Raw genomic sequence first — 16,429 nt, 5'->3', positions numbered from 1 at the left:
TGATCCGGAGCGTGGGTCCCTCGACATTCTCTTACCAATACCATAACCGACACCCCCCTCACACATAGACCTTTTCTGTTCTATTCACGGGATTCCGCCGACAGAACGCGCAATGAAACGGTTCGAAACGGTCCGAAACGATCCCAAATGGTAGCTTACCGACCGCGTTCGAGACGACTTCCCGTCCACGATGGAAGACCAGCAGCTTCGATCGCTGCTTGGACGCGTTCGATATCGTAGCTCACGCGGTGTTCCTCGACCGTTTGTGCGTCAGGATCGATGACGGCAAAGGCTGCACGCGGGTCTCGATCGCGGGGCTGGCCGACGCTTCCGGGATTCACGACGAGCGTTCCATCGACCATCTCGTGGTGTTGGACGTGCGTATGTCCGAGGATCAATACGTCCTCCGATTCGAGGTGCGGTTCGAGCGCCGGAAACTCCGAGGGCCAGACGTACTGACCACGGTGGGTTGGATGGCTGTGAACGATTCGAACCTGTCCGTCACACAGCGTCGTGGCCGGGACAAGGGACTGAAGCCACTCGCGCTGGTCCGAATCGAGTTGGTCTGCGGCGTACTGTAGTCCTTCGTAGGCCGACTCGTTCGATCGATAGCGCTCGGGCGTTTCGATAGCGCGGTCGTGGTTACCTTGTACGCACGTCATCTCTCCACGCACGATCTCGACACACGCGGCCGGCTGTGGGTTGTATCCGACCACGTCACCCGCACATACGAGTCGATCGACCGGCGGCATCGCTTCCAACACCACATCGAGCGCGACGCGGTTGGCGTGGATGTCGGAGATGACACCGATTCGCATACACACAGTCCGTCCTATCTGTCCTTCAACCTTCCGTAATGATAGGTCGGTGCATCCTTTATGATGGAGTAAATGAGTAATCATGTGAACAGACACCGACTCACACCGATCGTACTCGTGTTGCTCGCGGTGGTGGCGCTCTCGATGTCGGCGTCGACGCTTGATGTCGTGCGGGATGATCCTGGGATGAAGTCGGGCGACGACGCTGGCGTGCGTGGCGACGAGTCGACGTTCGATTCGGGTGGGTCTTCACCGATCGAGACGGGATCGGCAGATCCCGCCCTCATAACGGTGTTGCGCTTGCTGTTCGGTGTAGTGGTCGTTCTCGGGTTCGTGGCTCTCGTGGTGCAGGTGTATCAGGAGGGATGGCGGTCTCTCGTTCCAGTGGCTCTCGTGGCAGTTGGGTGTCTACTCGTCTTGTTCGTGTTGTACCACGCTTTTACTCCCGGTTCCTCTCAGGACTCACAAAACGGGCTGTTCGGGGGTGATCAGTTCTCGGTCCCGAGCGGATCACCGGTGCCCTCGGGTGACGATGCGATCGCGGTATCGGACGTTCCGTCGGCTCTCGACGCTCCTGTGGTGCTGTTGGTGGTGCTCGGTCTCGCGGTCGTGGTGGGACTGTTCGTTCTCGACCGCACGACTGGCGACAGTTTTCCGAACCATTCGGAGCGGGGTACGACAAACGACGTCGGTCGAACCGAAATCCACGCCGTTGGGACGGCTGCCGGACGAGCCGCTGACAGCATCGACGCTGATGAAGCGCTCTCGAACGCGATCTATCGCGCGTGGGGGGAGATGACCACCCATCTCGATCTTCCCCGAGACACCAGTACCCCCGGTGAGTTCGCCAGAGCGGCCACCGCGGCTGGTATGGCGCGTGAAGATGTCGATGAGTTGACCCGGCTGTTCGAAACGACCCGGTACGGCGACCGAGCAGTCACCGATCGGCGTGAACGTCGTGCGCGCGCTGCGCTCAGACGGATCGAACGGACGTATGCGGACGAGCCTACTGAGACGGAGGATCGATGAATCGCGTACTCCTTGGGATGGGCGCGCTCGCCGTTCTCGCTGGTCTCGTCGCCGTCGTCGAGCCGACCGTGCTCTCGATGATCCCCTCGGGATCTTCTGTACTGGTTTCTGTCATCGGAGTGGTGTCGCTAGTGGAAGCTGCCCGTGCCGGGTACAGCCGGTATTCCCGGGCGGTCGATGCACCGTCGCTACCCGAACCGGAACGACGGCTGGTTTCGTCTCGTCCGAAATCGAACGTCGACCTCCGTCCGTCCGTCGGTGGCCGCCGTTATCGGCATGCCGTCGCCGTTGAGCAAGACCGGATCCGCGATCGACTGCGCGAGACGGCAGTCGCGGTACTCGTACGATGTGACGGTGACACACCGGAACGCGCACGCGAGCGGCTTCGGACAGGGGCATGGACCGACGATCCGTCAGCGGCGGCGTTTTTTACTCACGAGAAGCATCGGCCTCCGTTGTCGGAGCGCGTTGGGATGGTAGTAACTGGCACGAATGTGTTCGAGCGACAGGCCCACAGCGCTGTCACCGCTCTCTCAGAGCGGATTACTGCCGACCGCCGGAGGGACGATGGACGCTGAGTACCCGGTCGTCCGGTCGACCCGTCGTTGGCAGGGTGTGAACGCCATTGCGTTGCTGGTGAGCGGTGTCGGTATCCTCGCTAGCCGGCCGGGATTGGTCCTGTCGGGTGTCGTCGCCGTCGTCTTCGCGGTTGCCTCCCGCGTGGACAGCCCACCAGCCGTTGATCTCGATGTCGAACGGCGCGTTTCGGACGCTACTCCTGCTCCCGACGCAAGCGTCACGGTTACGGTAACCGTGACGAACACGGGCGATACGTTGTGTCCGGAGCTTCGAGTCGTCGACGGCGTCCCTCCGGCGATGACGGTCGAAGACGGCTCTCCACGCCACGGCACCGCGCTTCGCCCCGGAAAAACAGCAGCGTTCGAATACACCGTCGGCGCACATCGTGGTGTTCACCGGTTCGAACCGGTGGTAGCGATCGCACGGAACGCGAGTGGAACGATCGAACGCCGGCGCACTGTCGAATCTGACGGCGACGAGACGATCACCTGTCGCCCCCCGCTTTCGCGCCAGGAACCGGTTGCGCTTCCCTTGTACGACAACGCTGCCGGTGGCACGGGACAGGTGGCGACCTCGGCAGGCGGGTCCGGGACCGTCTTTCACTCAGTCAGGGAGTATCGGCACGGTGATCCACCGAACCGTATCGACTGGAACCACACAGCCTACACCGGCGAGCTTACCACTGTCGAGTACCAACGGGAACGCTCTGCTACTGTCGTGCTCCTTATCGATGCGCGCACTGCGGCGTACGTCGCACCGGATCAGAACGACCGGCCAGCCCTCGAACGCTCGATCACGGCTGCGGGTACGGTGTTCGATGGACTGCTCTCTACCGGCAACCGCGTCGGTATCGCGGCCCTCTCACCCACGGAGTGTTGGCTCGCCCCCGCCAGCGGGACGGCTCATCGTGCCCACGCCAGAGAACTGCTCAGCACCCATCCAGCGCTCGCCCCGACGCCACCCGAACAGCCGTTTCTCAAAATGACGAGCCTCCGACGGCTTCGTCACCGACTGCCGACCGGTGCGCAGATCGTGTTCTGCTCTCCGTTGCCCGACAGCTACGCGGCGACCGTCGCTCGCCAGTTACACGCCCACGGTCACCCCACCACAGTCCTCAGTCCCGACCCGACGGAGGTCGACGGTTCCCATCGAGATGCTCCCCCTGATGCGAGCCTTCGATTGGCGGGTATCGAGCGATCGCTACGGTGTGGAACGCTCCGTGACGATGGCATCCGCGTCATCGAGTGGGGAACGGAACCGCTCCGTAAATCGGTACAAACAGCATCACGCAGGTGGTTCAAATGACGACCGCGGTTGATACACGGCCGTCGCAGTTGGGCGTCGGTCTCTCCGGACTGTTCGCTATGGGAGTGGTAATCGCAACGGCGGTCGGCATTTCGTCGCTTCTCCTCTCGCTGCTTGGTGTGTTCGTCCTCCTGATCGGCACTGCCTCCGGGCGGGATCCGGTTACGACACTCGGCGTCGGCGCTCTCGTCGCCGGGGTGGTCGTTGCTGGACTCACAGGAGCCAGCCCCGAGGCGCTGTTGCTCGGAACGGCCTGTCTCGTTCTCTCGTGGGACACTAGCCTTCAGGCGACCGATCTCGGCCGGACGCTCGGTCGGACTGCTGATGCGTCCCGTGCGCTTACCGTCCACACCGCGGTCACGACGCTTACAGCGGCCGTTGTCACGGGCATCGGGTACGCCGTCTTTCGGGTTGCTGACGGCGAATATCCGGTTACAGTGCTCGTGTTGTTACTGTTCGGGGCGGTGATCGTAGGAGCCGCCTACCGAGGCTGATCGAGGACGGCGATCCGAACGGTTTTCAAGAATCATCGAAATGAGCGCATATGGACAGATGGCGGCGTCGTCTCACGTATTATCTGCTCGCGCTCGGAATCATCATGCTCGGTTACGCCATCGTGTACCATTTCGGAATGGTCGTCTACGAGGGAGCGACCGACCGATCGTTTCTCCGTTCGCTCCAGTTCGTCGTCGAGACGTTCACGACGACCGGATACGGGGCCGATGCAGGATGGCAAAGTCCACAGCTTCTCGTCCTCGTCATGATCATGGATATCACTGGCGTCGTGCTCATCTTCATCGCACTCCCGGTATTTGTGGTGCCGCTGTTCGAGGCGGCGTTTTCGATCACCGTTCCGACTGCGATCGAAACGGATATGTCTGATCACGTGATAATTTGTGGGTACACGCCACGCGTAGAGACGTTGATCGCGGAACTGGAGTCGTGGGAGGTCGACTACGTGATCGTCGAACCGGATCGGGACCGGGCAGTAGACGTATACGAGACTGGTCACACCGTCATCCACGCGGATCCCGAATCCGTGCAAGGGTTCGAGCGCGCACGGATCGACATGGCCACTGCGGTCGTCACCGATACCTCCGACGAGCGGGACGTGAGCATTGTGCTGACGGCAAAGGAAGCAGCCGAAGACGTTCGGGTGATCAGTGTCGTGGACGAACCGGAGCGGTCGACGTATCACCGACTCGCTGGTGCTGATACGGTGCTTTCTCCTCGTGAGTTGCTGGGTGAGGGGTTAGCGACGAAACTCACGACCGCTGTGACGACTGACCTCGGAGGGGCAGCCGATCTCGGTGAGGACTTCGAGATCGCGGAGCTGCCGATCCATCGAGGGAGCGATCTGAGCGGCCAGACGCTCATCGAAAGCAGTATCCGCGAGCAGGCGGGCGTCAACGTGATTGGCGCGTGGTTTCACGGTAACTTCGAAACGCCGCCACCCCCTGACACGGAGCTGAAACAGGGGACGATCCTCATGATTGCTGGCCGGTCGTCCCGCATTGAAGCACTCAAAGAACACGCCGTCTCGGACGTGCGGCACTTCGAGCGGGGGAAAACGATCGTCATCGGCTACGGTGAAGTCGGTCACAGCGCGGTTGATAGCCTCGAAGACGCTGGCGTGCCGTGTACGATCATCGACCGCCTTGATCTCCTTGATGTGGACGTCGTTGGCGAGGCGACCGATCCGGACGTGCTGCGTGAGGCAGGCATCGAATCGGCTCATACGGTCGTTCTCGCCCTTCCCGACGACACCATCGCCCAGTTCGTCACGCTCATCATTCGGGACCTGAACCCGTCGATCGAGATCATCGCCCGCGCCGAAGGGTCTGAAACGATAGCGAAGATGTACCGGGCTGGGGCCGAGTACGTTCTCTCGCTGGCGACGGTCAGTGGCCGAATGCTCGCTTCCACGATCCTCGAAAACGAAGAGGTCGTCTCGCTCGACGCACAGATACAGGTAATACGAACCAGTGCTCCACGGCTGTCCGGTCACACCGTCGGTGACGCAGAGGTCCGTTCGCGAACGGGCTGTACCATTCTCGGTGTCGAACGAGAAGGCGACGTGATCACTGACATTCAGCCCGATCTCCGTATCCAGGCGGACGATTGGCTGATCATTGCTGGTACCGACGAGGATACGAATCGGTTCACTGAGCTGCTCTCGGTGGAGTGAATCACCATCGATCGCGTTACCTAAACGCAGGGGCTAAGCCGGTAGACGCCTGTTCTAACCGATGAGTGCGGTAGGCGTGTAATCGTCATTCGACTCGTTGGCGATGTTCTTCCGAATGTATGTCGGACTCTCGAAAGTGGTGCCGTCCGCATCGGCGGCTTGAGCTTCCTTGATGAATCGTTTGCTCGGTTGTGGAACCAAGCCAATCCAACGGCCACTCCTGCAGGAGGACCGATGGTCTGCACTGTGAGGTGAGCCGACCGCGTGCCGATCTGTTGCAGGTGGACGGGGTGACGTTCGTACTGGTCGTGCTTGTGGTAAAGTACCACGGCGGGTCCAAGGAGGTCGGACCGGGCGATATCCACACAGACCTCAGCAAGCGAGCAGCTATCGGAGCCGGAGTCTCACGAGACGGGCGGCAGTTCAGCGATCGGTAATCTCGACGTGGAGCGATGAGAACACGGTCGCCTCGATCTTCCGGAGGTGTTCGCCGACGGTTGTCTCGGAGAGCCCGGTCGCCGTTGCAATCTCGTCGTGGGTCGCCTTGCGGGGCTCTTGGTAGTAGCCGAGGTTCACTGCCGCCCGGAGCACCTCGCGCTGGCGCCCGGTCAACCGAGAGACGACGTGGCGGGGCGCGGGCGTGTACGGACCTGTCCGTTCGATCTCAACCCTGACACCTTCCGGCTGCTCGGAGAGCGCGTCGGCGAAGGCCGCCTCCGTCCCGATGTAGGTCACTCGGAGGCCGCCGTCGTCGGTATGTTCGACCGGCATGTCGATCAAGTAGGACGACTCGCGCCGGCTCTCCATGAGCATCCGAGTCAGGTCGTCCGCCGCATAGCGTGTATAGGAGAAAAATCCGGCAGCGTCGCCGGTGATCGAGAACTCGAAGACCTCGGGGGCCTCCGACAGAACCCGACGGAGCCTCTCGACGTCGCCACGGCCCTCGGCGAACATCGCAACGGTGTCGTCAGCGAGAAGCTCCATGCGGTGAGTGGCTCGGTACTCCAGGCCGAGCTCATTGACCTGCCGGTCAAGCCGGTTGACTCCCCCCTCGTCGGGGTAGGCCACGATGGTGACGTAGCGCATACGTTGGCGACACAGCGCCACCCTAAAGTTGTTGACCATAAGCGTCCATGAATCGCCGGCAGCGCGCTCACTGTCCCCGGCAAGAAAGATCAACTACCATGTCTGACTTGCCGCCGATGAGTGTCCTCCTACCGACGACGAGGTGGACCGACGCATGCGGGGAGCTGGCCACCCAACTCCGGGACAGCGACGAGCTGTTGATCTGCCACGATGATGAGGACGACCCCGTCACCGAGCGAGAAGAGCATCCGGAGGGTATCCGGTTCATCGCCGCCGGTGAGCCGGAGGGCTGTTCGGGGAAGGCCAACGCTATCGCTGCCGGGATGGAGGCCGCGCGCCATGACCGCCTCGTCTGGACGGACGACGACTTCCACCACCCCTCGGACTGGCTTGCGACCTTCAGCGCGGACTATGAGACCCATGGGCCGGTGTCTGAGGTGCCGTACTTCGTCGGGCGGGATCCCCTGTCGATGCTACTCGAACCGCTGTACGCCTCGGCCTGCTCGTTACCTCTCACCCTCGGCAACCAGATCTGGGGCGGCGCGGTCATGTTCGAGCGAGCCGACATCGACGAATCCGCGTTTCTCGATGAACTGCGACGGACCGTCAGCGACGACGGCCTCCTCATGGAGCACCTCCAGGTAACGAACGTCGGCCGAACTCGTATCGTCCCCATCGGGGGAACCATCCACGAGGCGGTCGAGCGCCCGGTCCGGTGGACGCAGATTCTTCGGTGGCACTTCCCCGGTGCCATCGCCGGGACCTTTCTCCTCTCGCTGCTGGTCCTCGCTGGTGCGGTCCTAGCCCCGATCTACGCGGCGGCAGGCCTGACGGTGTTGCACCTCGCCGTCAACGAGGTCCTAGGCGTCCGCCGGTGGACGGCCGTGCTGGCTTTCCCGGCAGTGTTCATGTTCGTTCCGCTCGTTCTGTACGGCCTCGTCCGCCGGACGTTCGTCTGGAGTGGCCGGCGATACCGCTGGCACGGAAAGTTCGATGTGACGGTTATAGAATAAATATGTTTGTAGACAAAAATTGTGCTAGGGAGACAGTTTAGTTTGCTGTGAGAGAACGGCCGGGTAGATCTCTATAGCGGCATACGGTGCACACCCAGTTCAGACCGTTTTTGGTGCTGCCCGAGAAGGGGTAGATGATGAAGGTGTTCGGTTCGAGCGGCGTTCGGGGGGTGGTCAACGAGGACCTGACACCGGCGTTTGTCAGTCGTGTCGCGATGGCTGCCGGGTCGGTGTTTACGGTCATGGGAAACGACCGCGTGGCGTTGGGGCGTGATACCCGGGCGACTGGTGAGATGTTGGTCGACAGCGCCGCCAGCGGGCTGGCCAGCGTCGGCTGTGCGGTCGATGAGCTGGGGGTGCTGCCGACGCCAGCGGTACAAGCCTACGCCGAGCGTGAGGGCGTTCCCGCCCTGATGGTGACGGCGAGCCACAATCCCCCGGAGTACAACGGTGTGAAGCTCATCGGTGCGGACGGGATCGAGCTAGTGCGGGAGACGCTCGAACAGGTCGAGGATCGACTCCTTACCGAGCGATTCAACACCGTTCCTTGGAATCAAACCGGCGACCGCCGTCCCACCGCGGAGGCACCTCGAAACTACGTCGAGGAGGTGCTCGCCGCCGTTGACCGTGATCGTATCGCCGACGCGGGATTGACGATCGCGCTCGATCCTGGGCATGGAGCTGGTTCACTCACGAGTCCACGGCTCTTTCGGGAGCTTGGCTGCTCGGTGGTGACGGTGAACGCCCAGCCGGACGGGCATTTTCCGGGCCGCAATCCCGAACCGATCGAATCGAACCTCGCGGGTCTCAGACGACTCGTGCGAACCACCGACGCCGATCTCGGTGTTGCCCACGACGGCGACGCCGACCGTGCGATCTTCGTCGATGAATGTGGTACCCACATCGAGGGCGACGCGGCGTTCGCTGCACTGGCAGCCGCGGAGTTAGAGCCGGGAGACACGACAGTTTCGGCGGTCAACGTTTCTCAACGGCTCGTCGACGTGGTCGAGGAACGTGATGCGACCCTCGAACTGACGCCGATCGGAAGCACGAACATCGTCACGCGCATCCAACAGCTGATCGCGGAGGGTGGGTCAGTGCCCATCGCTGGCGAGGGTAACGGCGGCGTATTGTTCCCCGACTACCGGCTCTCGCGTGACGGTGCGTACACTGCTGCTCGGTTTTGTGAGCTGCTCGTGGACCGTACGGCGAGCGAAATCGCTGCCGAACACGCGGGATACGAAAACGTCCGGCGCAACATCAGCTACGACACGGAGGTCGAACGCGAACGACTGCTCAGCGCGGTCGAAACGACCGCTCGGAACGCGGATATTCCACTCGATACGACCGACGGTTATCGTCTCGACTACGATGATTCGTGGGTGTTGGTTCGCCCGAGCGGCACCGAGCCGCTCATCAGGATCTACGCCGAAGCACACGACCACGAACGAGCCGAAGAACTCGTCGCGTGGATCCGCGGTGCGCTCCTCGAAGCCGTGTGATATCTCATCGGAAGCACTGTTCTGATCGTCAGCGCGTTGACCTAATGCGACCACTGATTCCCCACTCGGCTTCGAGCAGGTAGCCCCCACCAACGATCACACCGATCGCGGGAACGAGTGGCTCTGGAACCGGCACTCCCGTGTATATCATTCCGATGACCGTGAGAAGCATTGCTATCAGCCCGATTCCAAGTGCGTTGATAAGATTCAGCCATCCGACGATCGTTTCTCTAGCCATGGGTGTACTCTGGGACTGATATCATAAAGGATATTCTATAGATGAATTAACCAGTATGGGTGTCATCATATGAGGCGCTGTGCGACCGAGTACGACAGCAGATGTTGGGTGGTGAATCTCACCGCAAAAGCGACGTTCCTGCCGTCGACAAAACCGAAACCGGATGAAAGCGGTGTATCGGTTGCTTAGTGGTCGGCTATCGATTCGAACGTTCCATCGCGGAAGCTCGCGGTGATAGACGCGATATCGGGCTCTCCGATCTCTCCGGGATGTTTGCGCCGGAAATACCCCAGTAAGTTCTCGATGTCCCGTTCGAGAAACTCCTCAGCGTTCTCGTGGTCGGTTCGCACGGCTTGGGGCCAATCGAACAACATCACTCCCTGTTCGCTCACGGCGACGTTGTACTCGCTCATATCCGCGTGAACGTATCCTTCTGCGTAGGCGTCAGCCAGCTCCGAGAGAACGAGATCGAGCACGCCGACCGCCTGCTCGTCCGGAAGCGCGGCTTGTGACAGCTCCACTCCGTCCAATTTCTCCATCACGATGGCGTGTCGGTTGTGATCGATCGGTCTCGGAACGCTCACTGTCGGATACACCGTTTCGAGCGCGTCGTACTCGCGTTCGGCGGCTTTTCGGGCGGTGTACAACCACGATCGGTGGTTGCGGTCGGCGGTGTACTCGCGTTCGCGCTGGACCTCCCGGAAGTTCGTGTAGCCCTCCCGGTGGAACTTCAACGCCAACGGCTTGTAGGATGTGACTTCGTACACGTCGCTTTCCTTGCCCACGCCGAGTGGCGCGCCGAACCCCTCGATCGTGTCACGCTCGACCAACGTATGCAGTGCGAGCGCGTCGTACCCCTCGAACGTGAGTCGAAACCCCTGGTACTGCATCGTCTTACGCTCGATGAATCCCCGGCGCTCGCAGCGATCCAGCCGGTGGTCGACTTCCTCGCTGTCGAGGCGAGCGTACTCCGTGAGCGTCCCTCGGTCGACCCACTCGCTGAACCGCATCCCGTGCTCGACGCCTGAGAGCAGATAAAAATCCGCGGACTCCAACTCCCGTAACTCCCCGGCGACGTTCCGTACCATGCCAACGCTACCGCGCCACCGCGTAAAAACTCCTCGCGTCACCGAATAAACCGTATGTCGGTATAGGTAACCGTCTGGATTCGTTGCCAGGGGTTCGGAGGAGGCGATACGCTTTCAGCAGACTGTTCGATCGACTCACAGTTCCTCCCACGACGCTCGTGCTACCTCCCGAGGATTCTTGATCAGCTTTGCAACTGTTTTTCGTTTGACTGCTTCGGGATCCACAACTAGCTCTGTTATGAATGGGACGATATCGTATTTCAACAACTGCGCTGTCTTGATGAGCACCCAACCAGCCGCACTGACGAATAGTAGGAATACCACTCCTCCAAGCAATGCATGCAATATAGATCTAAGTACATTATTATTTGACGCGTGATAGAGGAGGTTGCTCAAGACCATCAGAATGAACGCACTCACTCCCAGTTTCATCAACCCGCTCGCACGCTTGTCCCAGCATCCCGGTTCAAATCGGTTCGTGAGTTCGTCTTCCGTTTGTCGTCGAATCTCCGCGACTGTTCGCAGATCGATTCGGTCACGTCTTCTAGTATCTCCTCGTGGATCACTGTCTTCCTCAATATGGGTGCGGGCTTCTTCGATCACGTCCTCCCGATCGATGTCAGACTGTTCTCGGAGACGTTCTACGACGATGGTAGTGTCCGCAAGTGCTGCTCGCAGTTCCTCCTCGGAGACATCATCGAGTAGTAACGCAAACTGTCGGTCCGGATAATCGGAAAGGAGCTGAAAATCAAAAAGCCCTGATCGAACCCGCTTCCGGATGCGTTGCTGGTCTCGATGTGTCTTCTCTTCATTGAGATCACCAAACTCGTTTCGAATCCGCTGGCGCTGTGTCTTTGTGAGTAGCGATGCCGATTTGCCAACCATACACCGCTATCACTTATCAAGTATTATATTTTTGATGGTTGTGGATGCGGAGACAGTTCTGTATCGCGCTATCGCACTGTTAGAGATCGTATCGGACAGATACACCGACGAATTCGCAGCGATCGTATCGAGACAGAATACCAGTGTACCACTATACATTGACGGTATTCGGTACAAACGATCTGCTACGTTTAATAGGGACTGTCGAACAGCCAACACTGCATGACAGTACTCTCAACCGTGAGTCTTCTACTACCGTATGAGGAGATCTTCACGAGCCACCTCGGACATCCACTCCTTAACGACGTGATGATCTTTGCAGCCGAAAACATCGTCTACTTAATTCCGTTGGTACTCCTTTATCTCTGGTTCACTTCAGGGTCGGAACGAACTCAAAGTTCGCTTAGCCTTGGCTCGCGTCCGGGAAAAACGAAATCAGTGTTCATTTTCGTCACGATCGTCGTGGGTCTCGCACTTTCCTACATCATCGGGCAGCTCTACAGTCACCCTGCGCCGTATATGGCCGGATACGAGACGCTGCTCGTAGAAGCCCCTGAAAACTCGTTCCCGAGCCAACACACGACAGTCATGTTCGCATTCGCGTGGCCGCTATTCTATCTCCAGGATCGATGGCAGGGGTCCGTTGCGCTAGTGCTCGCTTCACTGGTCGGCGTCAGTCGAGTGTACATCGGCGTCCACTACCCGATCGACATCGTCGGTGCCATCGGTGTGTCACTGCTGGGTTTCATCCTGATGTACGCCGGTAGAGGCGTCGTGATCGACTTCGCTCGTCGTTGTATCCGAATCGAGGATCGGTTTCGGACTGCGCTGTCGCAGGCGTTCTGACCCCGACAAATGTCTTCAATTCCGGTCAGCCGATGGCGAGTCGAATCGATCGGAGTGATCGTAGCGGCGAGCAGCACGCGCTGTTACAGTCGTGTTCACCCGTGACACTCAAGGCGAGGTGTCTCGCCGATCGGTCGCGTTCGGGTCGGAGGCAAAGCGCGATTCGGCGATGGCGAAGGCAAGCGTGCTGAACACGCCGAGTAATGTGCTCGCCGTGAGAACGATCGCCAGCGTCGAAAGCGAGACGGTTTCGAGCACGAACGCGCTCACGCTGTAGAGGACGGCCGCGATGGCAAGCACGTAAAACGGTGCGTTGAGGTGCCGCCAGCGGAACCGTTCGCGGAGATATTCGTCGGTGACGTGGCCGAGGCTCGCCGTAATACCGGCAGCGGCGAGCCAATGGACCGACCCGTACACGAGCGCGGCCCCCGTCGGGAGCACTCCGATCCCGTTGGGTTGTTTCGACAGCGTTTCCACCCCGTTCACGCCACCGATCACGATCAGGGCGGCCGCGACGACGTACGTTACGAGCGTCACCCGACCGGTGTACAGTCCCGTTCGAACGCGTTCGACTGCCGCATCAAGCGTCTGATCGAGACCTAATCCGCGAACGAGCAGATACCCACCGAACAGTCCGCTTAGCGCGCCGAACGTCGCGCTCGGGAGCTGAAAGAATTTCATGAGCTCCATGAGTGGATAGACGAGCAACAGTATCCCGAGCGGAACTAGAATGGTGCCCCGCGTCTCAGGATCGGCAAGCACCTGTTTGATGGTGTAATACATCGATTCGAGGTCCTGTGCTTGCCTGACGACGACGCGACGGACGCTGTCGATCGGGACTCGCGAGCGGATGACCGGGATGACGCTCTCGTCTTGTGCGCCGTCGGTAACGACGATCGCATGAACGTCTTCACCCGTCGACAGGGACGCCAGAACGGTGTCGATCTCCTCTCCGACGGCTCGATTGGCAGCGACGTCACTCCCGTTCGTACCGGTGACGGCCGCAACCTCGATCGTCTCGTCGTCGATGTCCTCGGAGAGATGGATGCCTTCGAACAACACGTTGACATCTGAGTCCTCAGGATCGGCGGTGGCGAGCGCGACAGCTGCTTCCTCGACGGATTCGCGTCCGATGACCGGCGTCTGCTGCCCGGTCTTACGTCCGAGATCGTCGTCAAGGTCGACACAGAGGACCACCAGCATCACGTAACGCTACGAATGCCTAGGGTAACTAATTTAACGGCGTTCGTTTCTCCGAGCAGTAAACGGATCACGGCGCGACGTCAGTGCCGACAACGGGGGGTATATGCATCTACCGAACGGATACCGTCCCATGCGAACGAGGCGTCAGGTGCTCGGCACGGTTGTAACTATGACAGTGCTCACCGGCTGTTCGAGCGCAACGGACGAGGATCTCTCTGCGGGGCTGTTTGCTCCCACGTTCTCGGACGGATCGATTCCCGAGCAGCACACCTGTGACGGAAGTGATAGCTCCCCCGAGATAGAGATCTCGGAGGTTTCTCGCGAGACGGCGTCCTTTGCGCTCGTGATGGCTGATGCCGACGCTCCCGGCCCGGAGCCGTACGTTCACTGGCTCATCTGGAACATCCCGCCGGACACAGCCTCACTCCCGAACGGAATCCCACAGCGACCGACGGTCTCGCTTTCCGAGCGCAGTACTGATCCCGGGTTTCCGGACCACGGGACGAACGGTCCGATCGTCCAAGGCACCAACAGCGCAAACGAGGTGGGATACACGGGCCCCTGCCCACCAAGCGAGGACGGGCCACACACCTACGAATTCACGTTGTATTCGCTCACATCGATGCTCGACGTCGAACCGGGGGCAACGTGGACGGATCTCGAAACGGCTATGCAAAACCAGCGCCGGGGATCGGTCACGCTCACGGCGACGTACGAACGATAATCCCGAAACGTTCTCCTCCTTGTCTTCGACAGTGTCGAACGCCAGATTCAGGGTCACTGGAGCGATATCCTCGGACTTACACGGTGTGCCGGACGCCCCACCGAGCCGAAAGAACACACGACTTTTCCCCTTCGACGGAATACCACACAACGAATGATCTCGAAGGGCTGTGAACAGTGTGCCGAGGGGGGCAAGATGGTGTTATTCGTCTACGGCTACTGTGATCAGCGCGACTGTTTTTACTGTCCGCTCGGCGAGAACCGTAAGAACGTTACGGACGTGTACGCGAACGAGCGCCTCGTTGAGTCCGAGGAGGACGTGCTTCAGGAGGCAAAGCGCATGGATGCACTGGGTACCTCGATCACCGGCGGCGAGCCACAGGAAGCAATGGACCGAACCTGTCGGTATCTTTCGCTGTTAAAAGAGGAGTTCGGCGAGGATCACCACACGCATCTGTACACGGGGATCACCGGCGGTCGGGAGAACATGCGCCGACTCGCCGATGCCGGATTGGATGAAATCCGATTTCATCCCCCCCTCGAACTGTGGGGTGATCTCCACGGCACCGAGTGGGAGGAGATCCTGTACACCGCCCGTGAAGAAGGGCTTACGCCGGCGTTCGAGATACCGGGGATTCGAGCCGAACCGGAGTTTCTGGAGTTCCTTGATGAGGGTGCGGCCGAATTCTGTAACGTAAACGAGTTCGAGATGAGCGACGGTAACGCCCAGCGGATGAAAGAACAGGGTTTCGAACTCCGGGAAGGACACATGAGCGCCGTTGAGGGCAGTCACGACGTTCTCGACGTGATGGGCGACCACGAACGGGTGTATTTCTGTACCAGTGTGTTCAAAGACGCTGCCCAACACCGCAACCGGTTGAAACGGATAGCACGCAACGTCCGCCGGCCGTTCGACGAGGTGACCGACGATGGTACGCTCGTCTACGGCAAAACGTGGCTGTCCGAATCGGAACTCCAAACGCTCGGCGTACCAGAGGAGTTCTACACCGTGAAATCCGAGCACGTCGAACTCGCGTGGTGGCTGCTCGAAGAACTGATCGAAGAGGGTGACGCCGGTCGCGGCGAAGTCATCGAACAGTATCCCACAGTGAACGGCACCGTCGTGGAACGGACGCCGTTGGCGTGAGTGATTTTTGATCGAACCCTACTGACTGAGCACCGCTTGCGGGCCGTCCCACTCCGCAGCGAGCAAGCCATACCGTTCTAGGTCGATGTATTCGCCATCGACGAATCCCAGATCTCGGCTCGTGCCTTCATGGACGAAGCCGAGCCGCTCACACAGTGAAATCGATGCTTCGTTTGGACTGTTTGGCGCTGCCGAAATCCGGTGTAGCCCCATCTGTTGAAAGCCATAGTCGATGAGATATGCGCTGGCTTCTGTCGCATAGCCGTTTCCCCATACTTGAGGCATGAACCAGACACCGAGATTGGCAAACCCGCGTGCGTTGTTAACGGGGTACAGTTGCACTGACCCGATCGGCTCGCCCGCAGATGCACCGTCACGGGGAACGACAAGGAGCGTCACACCGTCCTCGTCGCTATCGATCGACTCGAACAGCTCGCGGTACTGTTCGCCGTTGATCGGCGTTCGAAACGCCTCGATGTGGTGACGTACGGCCGGGTGATTGACGCCTCGTTGCAGGAATTCGATGTCTTCTTCCTCGACTGTTTGTAACTCAATGCGGTCGCATTCGATGAACGTCGGTCCTGACATGGATACAGCTACTGCTATTGCGTATTCGGTTACTCTTCTTTACCGACCCACCTCTTCTATGCAACCAACCGACAATCAATTAGAAATGTTCAAGCGAGGTCATCGGACAACTCTTGTCTGCTATTACAGTGTATTTGCGATAAATATTTTGTAATTAACACATGCTTACCGGTACTGATATGGATTCTCGA

Annotated in this window: 19 protein-coding genes; 11 read left to right on the top strand and 8 right to left on the bottom strand. The window is 59.8% G+C overall.

Features of this window, described 5'->3' with window-relative positions; translation table 11 throughout:
* Positions 1-155: 155 nt before the first annotated feature.
* Positions 156-818, bottom strand: a complete 663-nt coding sequence (locus MW046_RS06865; RefSeq protein ID WP_247992395.1) for a metallophosphoesterase family protein — start codon at positions 816-818, stop codon at positions 156-158.
* Between the two features lie 84 nt (positions 819-902).
* On the opposite strand from MW046_RS06865, the gene MW046_RS06860 reads away from it, so the two are divergent.
* Genes MW046_RS06860 through MW046_RS06840 form a run of 5 tightly spaced genes read left to right on the top strand, consistent with a single transcriptional unit; the run spans position 903 to position 5,919 of the window.
* Positions 903-1,847: a DUF4129 domain-containing protein gene (locus tag MW046_RS06860; RefSeq protein ID WP_247992394.1), complete on the top strand. Its 945-nt coding sequence runs from the start codon at positions 903-905 to the stop codon at positions 1,845-1,847.
* On the top strand, positions 1,844-2,425 hold the full coding sequence (locus MW046_RS06855) for a DUF7269 family protein (RefSeq protein ID WP_247992393.1): 582 nt from the start codon (positions 1,844-1,846) through the stop codon (positions 2,423-2,425). The genes MW046_RS06860 and MW046_RS06855 overlap by 4 nt, the downstream gene beginning before the upstream one ends.
* On the top strand, positions 2,415-3,731 hold the full coding sequence (locus MW046_RS06850) for a DUF58 domain-containing protein (protein WP_247992392.1): 1,317 nt from the start codon (positions 2,415-2,417) through the stop codon (positions 3,729-3,731). The genes MW046_RS06855 and MW046_RS06850 overlap by 11 nt, the downstream gene beginning before the upstream one ends.
* Positions 3,728-4,225, top strand: a complete 498-nt coding sequence (locus MW046_RS06845; RefSeq protein WP_247992391.1) for a DUF7519 family protein — start codon at positions 3,728-3,730, stop codon at positions 4,223-4,225. Before MW046_RS06850 ends, MW046_RS06845 begins: the two co-directional genes overlap by 4 nt.
* Positions 4,226-4,275: 50 nt before the next feature.
* Positions 4,276-5,919, top strand: coding sequence for a potassium channel family protein (locus tag MW046_RS06840; protein ID WP_247992390.1), 1,644 nt, complete (start codon positions 4,276-4,278; stop codon positions 5,917-5,919).
* Positions 5,920-5,973: 54 nt separating this feature from the next.
* On the opposite strand, the gene MW046_RS06835 is transcribed toward MW046_RS06840, so the two are convergent.
* The gene (locus MW046_RS06835; RefSeq protein WP_247992389.1) at positions 5,974-6,120 is read right to left on the bottom strand and encodes a hypothetical protein; all 147 of its coding nucleotides are present in this window, start codon (positions 6,118-6,120) and stop codon (positions 5,974-5,976) included.
* Between the two features lie 50 nt (positions 6,121-6,170).
* Between MW046_RS06835 and MW046_RS06830 the strand changes: the two genes are divergently transcribed.
* Positions 6,171-6,356, top strand: a complete 186-nt coding sequence (locus MW046_RS06830) for a hypothetical protein (RefSeq protein WP_247992388.1) — start codon at positions 6,171-6,173, stop codon at positions 6,354-6,356.
* Here the strand turns inward: MW046_RS06830 and MW046_RS06825 are convergent.
* On the bottom strand, positions 6,343-7,005 hold the full coding sequence (locus tag MW046_RS06825; protein WP_247992387.1) for a helix-turn-helix domain-containing protein: 663 nt from the start codon (positions 7,003-7,005) through the stop codon (positions 6,343-6,345). The genes MW046_RS06830 and MW046_RS06825 overlap by 14 nt on opposite strands.
* Before the next feature lie 98 nt (positions 7,006-7,103).
* On the opposite strand from MW046_RS06825, the gene MW046_RS06820 reads away from it, so the two are divergent.
* Complete coding sequence (locus MW046_RS06820; RefSeq protein WP_368411311.1) at positions 7,104-8,018, top strand: glycosyltransferase family 2 protein; 915 nt, start codon at positions 7,104-7,106, stop codon at positions 8,016-8,018.
* A 137-nt stretch (positions 8,019-8,155) separates the two neighbouring features.
* Positions 8,156-9,520: a phosphoglucosamine mutase gene (gene glmM / locus MW046_RS06815; protein ID WP_247994738.1), complete on the top strand. Its 1,365-nt coding sequence runs from the start codon at positions 8,156-8,158 to the stop codon at positions 9,518-9,520.
* Between the two features lie 28 nt (positions 9,521-9,548).
* On the opposite strand, the gene MW046_RS06810 is transcribed toward glmM, so the two are convergent.
* From MW046_RS06810 to MW046_RS06800, 3 genes are all read right to left on the bottom strand, one after another.
* A complete protein-coding gene (locus tag MW046_RS06810) occupies positions 9,549-9,758 on the bottom strand; it encodes a hypothetical protein (RefSeq protein ID WP_247992385.1) in 210 nt (69 codons plus the stop codon).
* Between the two features lie 185 nt (positions 9,759-9,943).
* Positions 9,944-10,846 carry a serine/threonine-protein kinase RIO2 gene (locus MW046_RS06805; RefSeq protein WP_247992384.1) on the bottom strand — a complete coding sequence of 301 codons (903 nt, stop codon included), beginning with the start codon at positions 10,844-10,846 and terminating at the stop codon, positions 9,944-9,946.
* A 135-nt stretch (positions 10,847-10,981) separates the two neighbouring features.
* Positions 10,982-11,731, bottom strand: coding sequence for a hypothetical protein (locus tag MW046_RS06800; protein ID WP_247992383.1), 750 nt, complete (start codon positions 11,729-11,731; stop codon positions 10,982-10,984).
* Positions 11,732-11,953: 222 nt separating this feature from the next.
* Here MW046_RS06800 and MW046_RS06795 point away from each other — a divergent pair, with 222 nt between their 5' ends.
* The gene (locus MW046_RS06795; RefSeq protein WP_247992382.1) at positions 11,954-12,577 is read left to right on the top strand and encodes an undecaprenyl-diphosphatase; all 624 of its coding nucleotides are present in this window, start codon (positions 11,954-11,956) and stop codon (positions 12,575-12,577) included.
* Between the two features lie 108 nt (positions 12,578-12,685).
* Here MW046_RS06795 and MW046_RS06790 read toward each other — a convergent pair whose 3' ends face one another.
* On the bottom strand, positions 12,686-13,780 hold the full coding sequence (locus MW046_RS06790) for a DUF373 family protein (protein ID WP_247992381.1): 1,095 nt from the start codon (positions 13,778-13,780) through the stop codon (positions 12,686-12,688).
* A 130-nt stretch (positions 13,781-13,910) separates the two neighbouring features.
* Here MW046_RS06790 and MW046_RS06785 point away from each other — a divergent pair, with 130 nt between their 5' ends.
* Positions 13,911-14,504 (top strand): YbhB/YbcL family Raf kinase inhibitor-like protein, encoded by a 594-nt coding sequence (locus tag MW046_RS06785; protein ID WP_247992380.1) that lies wholly within the window; start codon positions 13,911-13,913, stop codon positions 14,502-14,504.
* A 153-nt stretch (positions 14,505-14,657) separates the two neighbouring features.
* Entirely contained in the window at positions 14,658-15,650 is a 993-nt protein-coding gene (locus MW046_RS06780; RefSeq protein ID WP_247992379.1) for a radical SAM protein, read from the top strand.
* Between the two features lie 18 nt (positions 15,651-15,668).
* On the opposite strand, the gene MW046_RS06775 is transcribed toward MW046_RS06780, so the two are convergent.
* Positions 15,669-16,238, bottom strand: coding sequence for a GNAT family N-acetyltransferase (locus tag MW046_RS06775; protein ID WP_247992378.1), 570 nt, complete (start codon positions 16,236-16,238; stop codon positions 15,669-15,671).
* Positions 16,239-16,429: the final 191 nt, after the last annotated feature.

It is taken from the genome of Halocatena salina, assembly GCF_023115355.1.
Lineage (GTDB): Archaea > Halobacteriota > Halobacteria > Halobacteriales > Haloarculaceae > Halocatena > Halocatena salina.
The sequence above is the reverse complement of the archived record's forward strand: the minus strand, read 5'-3'. Positions and strand labels throughout refer to the sequence as shown.

Coding starts and splice junctions, on each gene's coding strand:
- MW046_RS06775 (WP_247992378.1), bottom strand. CDS start 16,238: ATGTCAGGACCGACGTTCATCGAATGCGACCGCATTGAGTTACAAACA.
- MW046_RS06855 (WP_247992393.1), top strand. CDS start 1,844: ATGAATCGCGTACTCCTTGGGATGGGCGCGCTCGCCGTTCTCGCTGGT.
- MW046_RS06820 (WP_368411311.1), top strand. CDS start 7,104: ATGTCTGACTTGCCGCCGATGAGTGTCCTCCTACCGACGACGAGGTGG.
- MW046_RS06780 (WP_247992379.1), top strand. CDS start 14,658: ATGATCTCGAAGGGCTGTGAACAGTGTGCCGAGGGGGGCAAGATGGTG.
- MW046_RS06810 (WP_247992385.1), bottom strand. CDS start 9,758: ATGGCTAGAGAAACGATCGTCGGATGGCTGAATCTTATCAACGCACTT.
- MW046_RS06790 (WP_247992381.1), bottom strand. CDS start 13,780: ATGCTGGTGGTCCTCTGTGTCGACCTTGACGACGATCTCGGACGTAAG.
- MW046_RS06865 (WP_247992395.1), bottom strand. CDS start 818: ATGCGAATCGGTGTCATCTCCGACATCCACGCCAACCGCGTCGCGCTC.
- glmM (WP_247994738.1), top strand. CDS start 8,156: ATGAAGGTGTTCGGTTCGAGCGGCGTTCGGGGGGTGGTCAACGAGGAC.
- MW046_RS06840 (WP_247992390.1), top strand. CDS start 4,276: ATGGACAGATGGCGGCGTCGTCTCACGTATTATCTGCTCGCGCTCGGA.
- MW046_RS06845 (WP_247992391.1), top strand. CDS start 3,728: ATGACGACCGCGGTTGATACACGGCCGTCGCAGTTGGGCGTCGGTCTC.
- MW046_RS06795 (WP_247992382.1), top strand. CDS start 11,954: ATGACAGTACTCTCAACCGTGAGTCTTCTACTACCGTATGAGGAGATC.
- MW046_RS06800 (WP_247992383.1), bottom strand. CDS start 11,731: ATGGTTGGCAAATCGGCATCGCTACTCACAAAGACACAGCGCCAGCGG.
- MW046_RS06850 (WP_247992392.1), top strand. CDS start 2,415: ATGGACGCTGAGTACCCGGTCGTCCGGTCGACCCGTCGTTGGCAGGGT.
- MW046_RS06805 (WP_247992384.1), bottom strand. CDS start 10,846: ATGGTACGGAACGTCGCCGGGGAGTTACGGGAGTTGGAGTCCGCGGAT.
- MW046_RS06785 (WP_247992380.1), top strand. CDS start 13,911: ATGCGAACGAGGCGTCAGGTGCTCGGCACGGTTGTAACTATGACAGTG.
- MW046_RS06825 (WP_247992387.1), bottom strand. CDS start 7,005: ATGCGCTACGTCACCATCGTGGCCTACCCCGACGAGGGGGGAGTCAAC.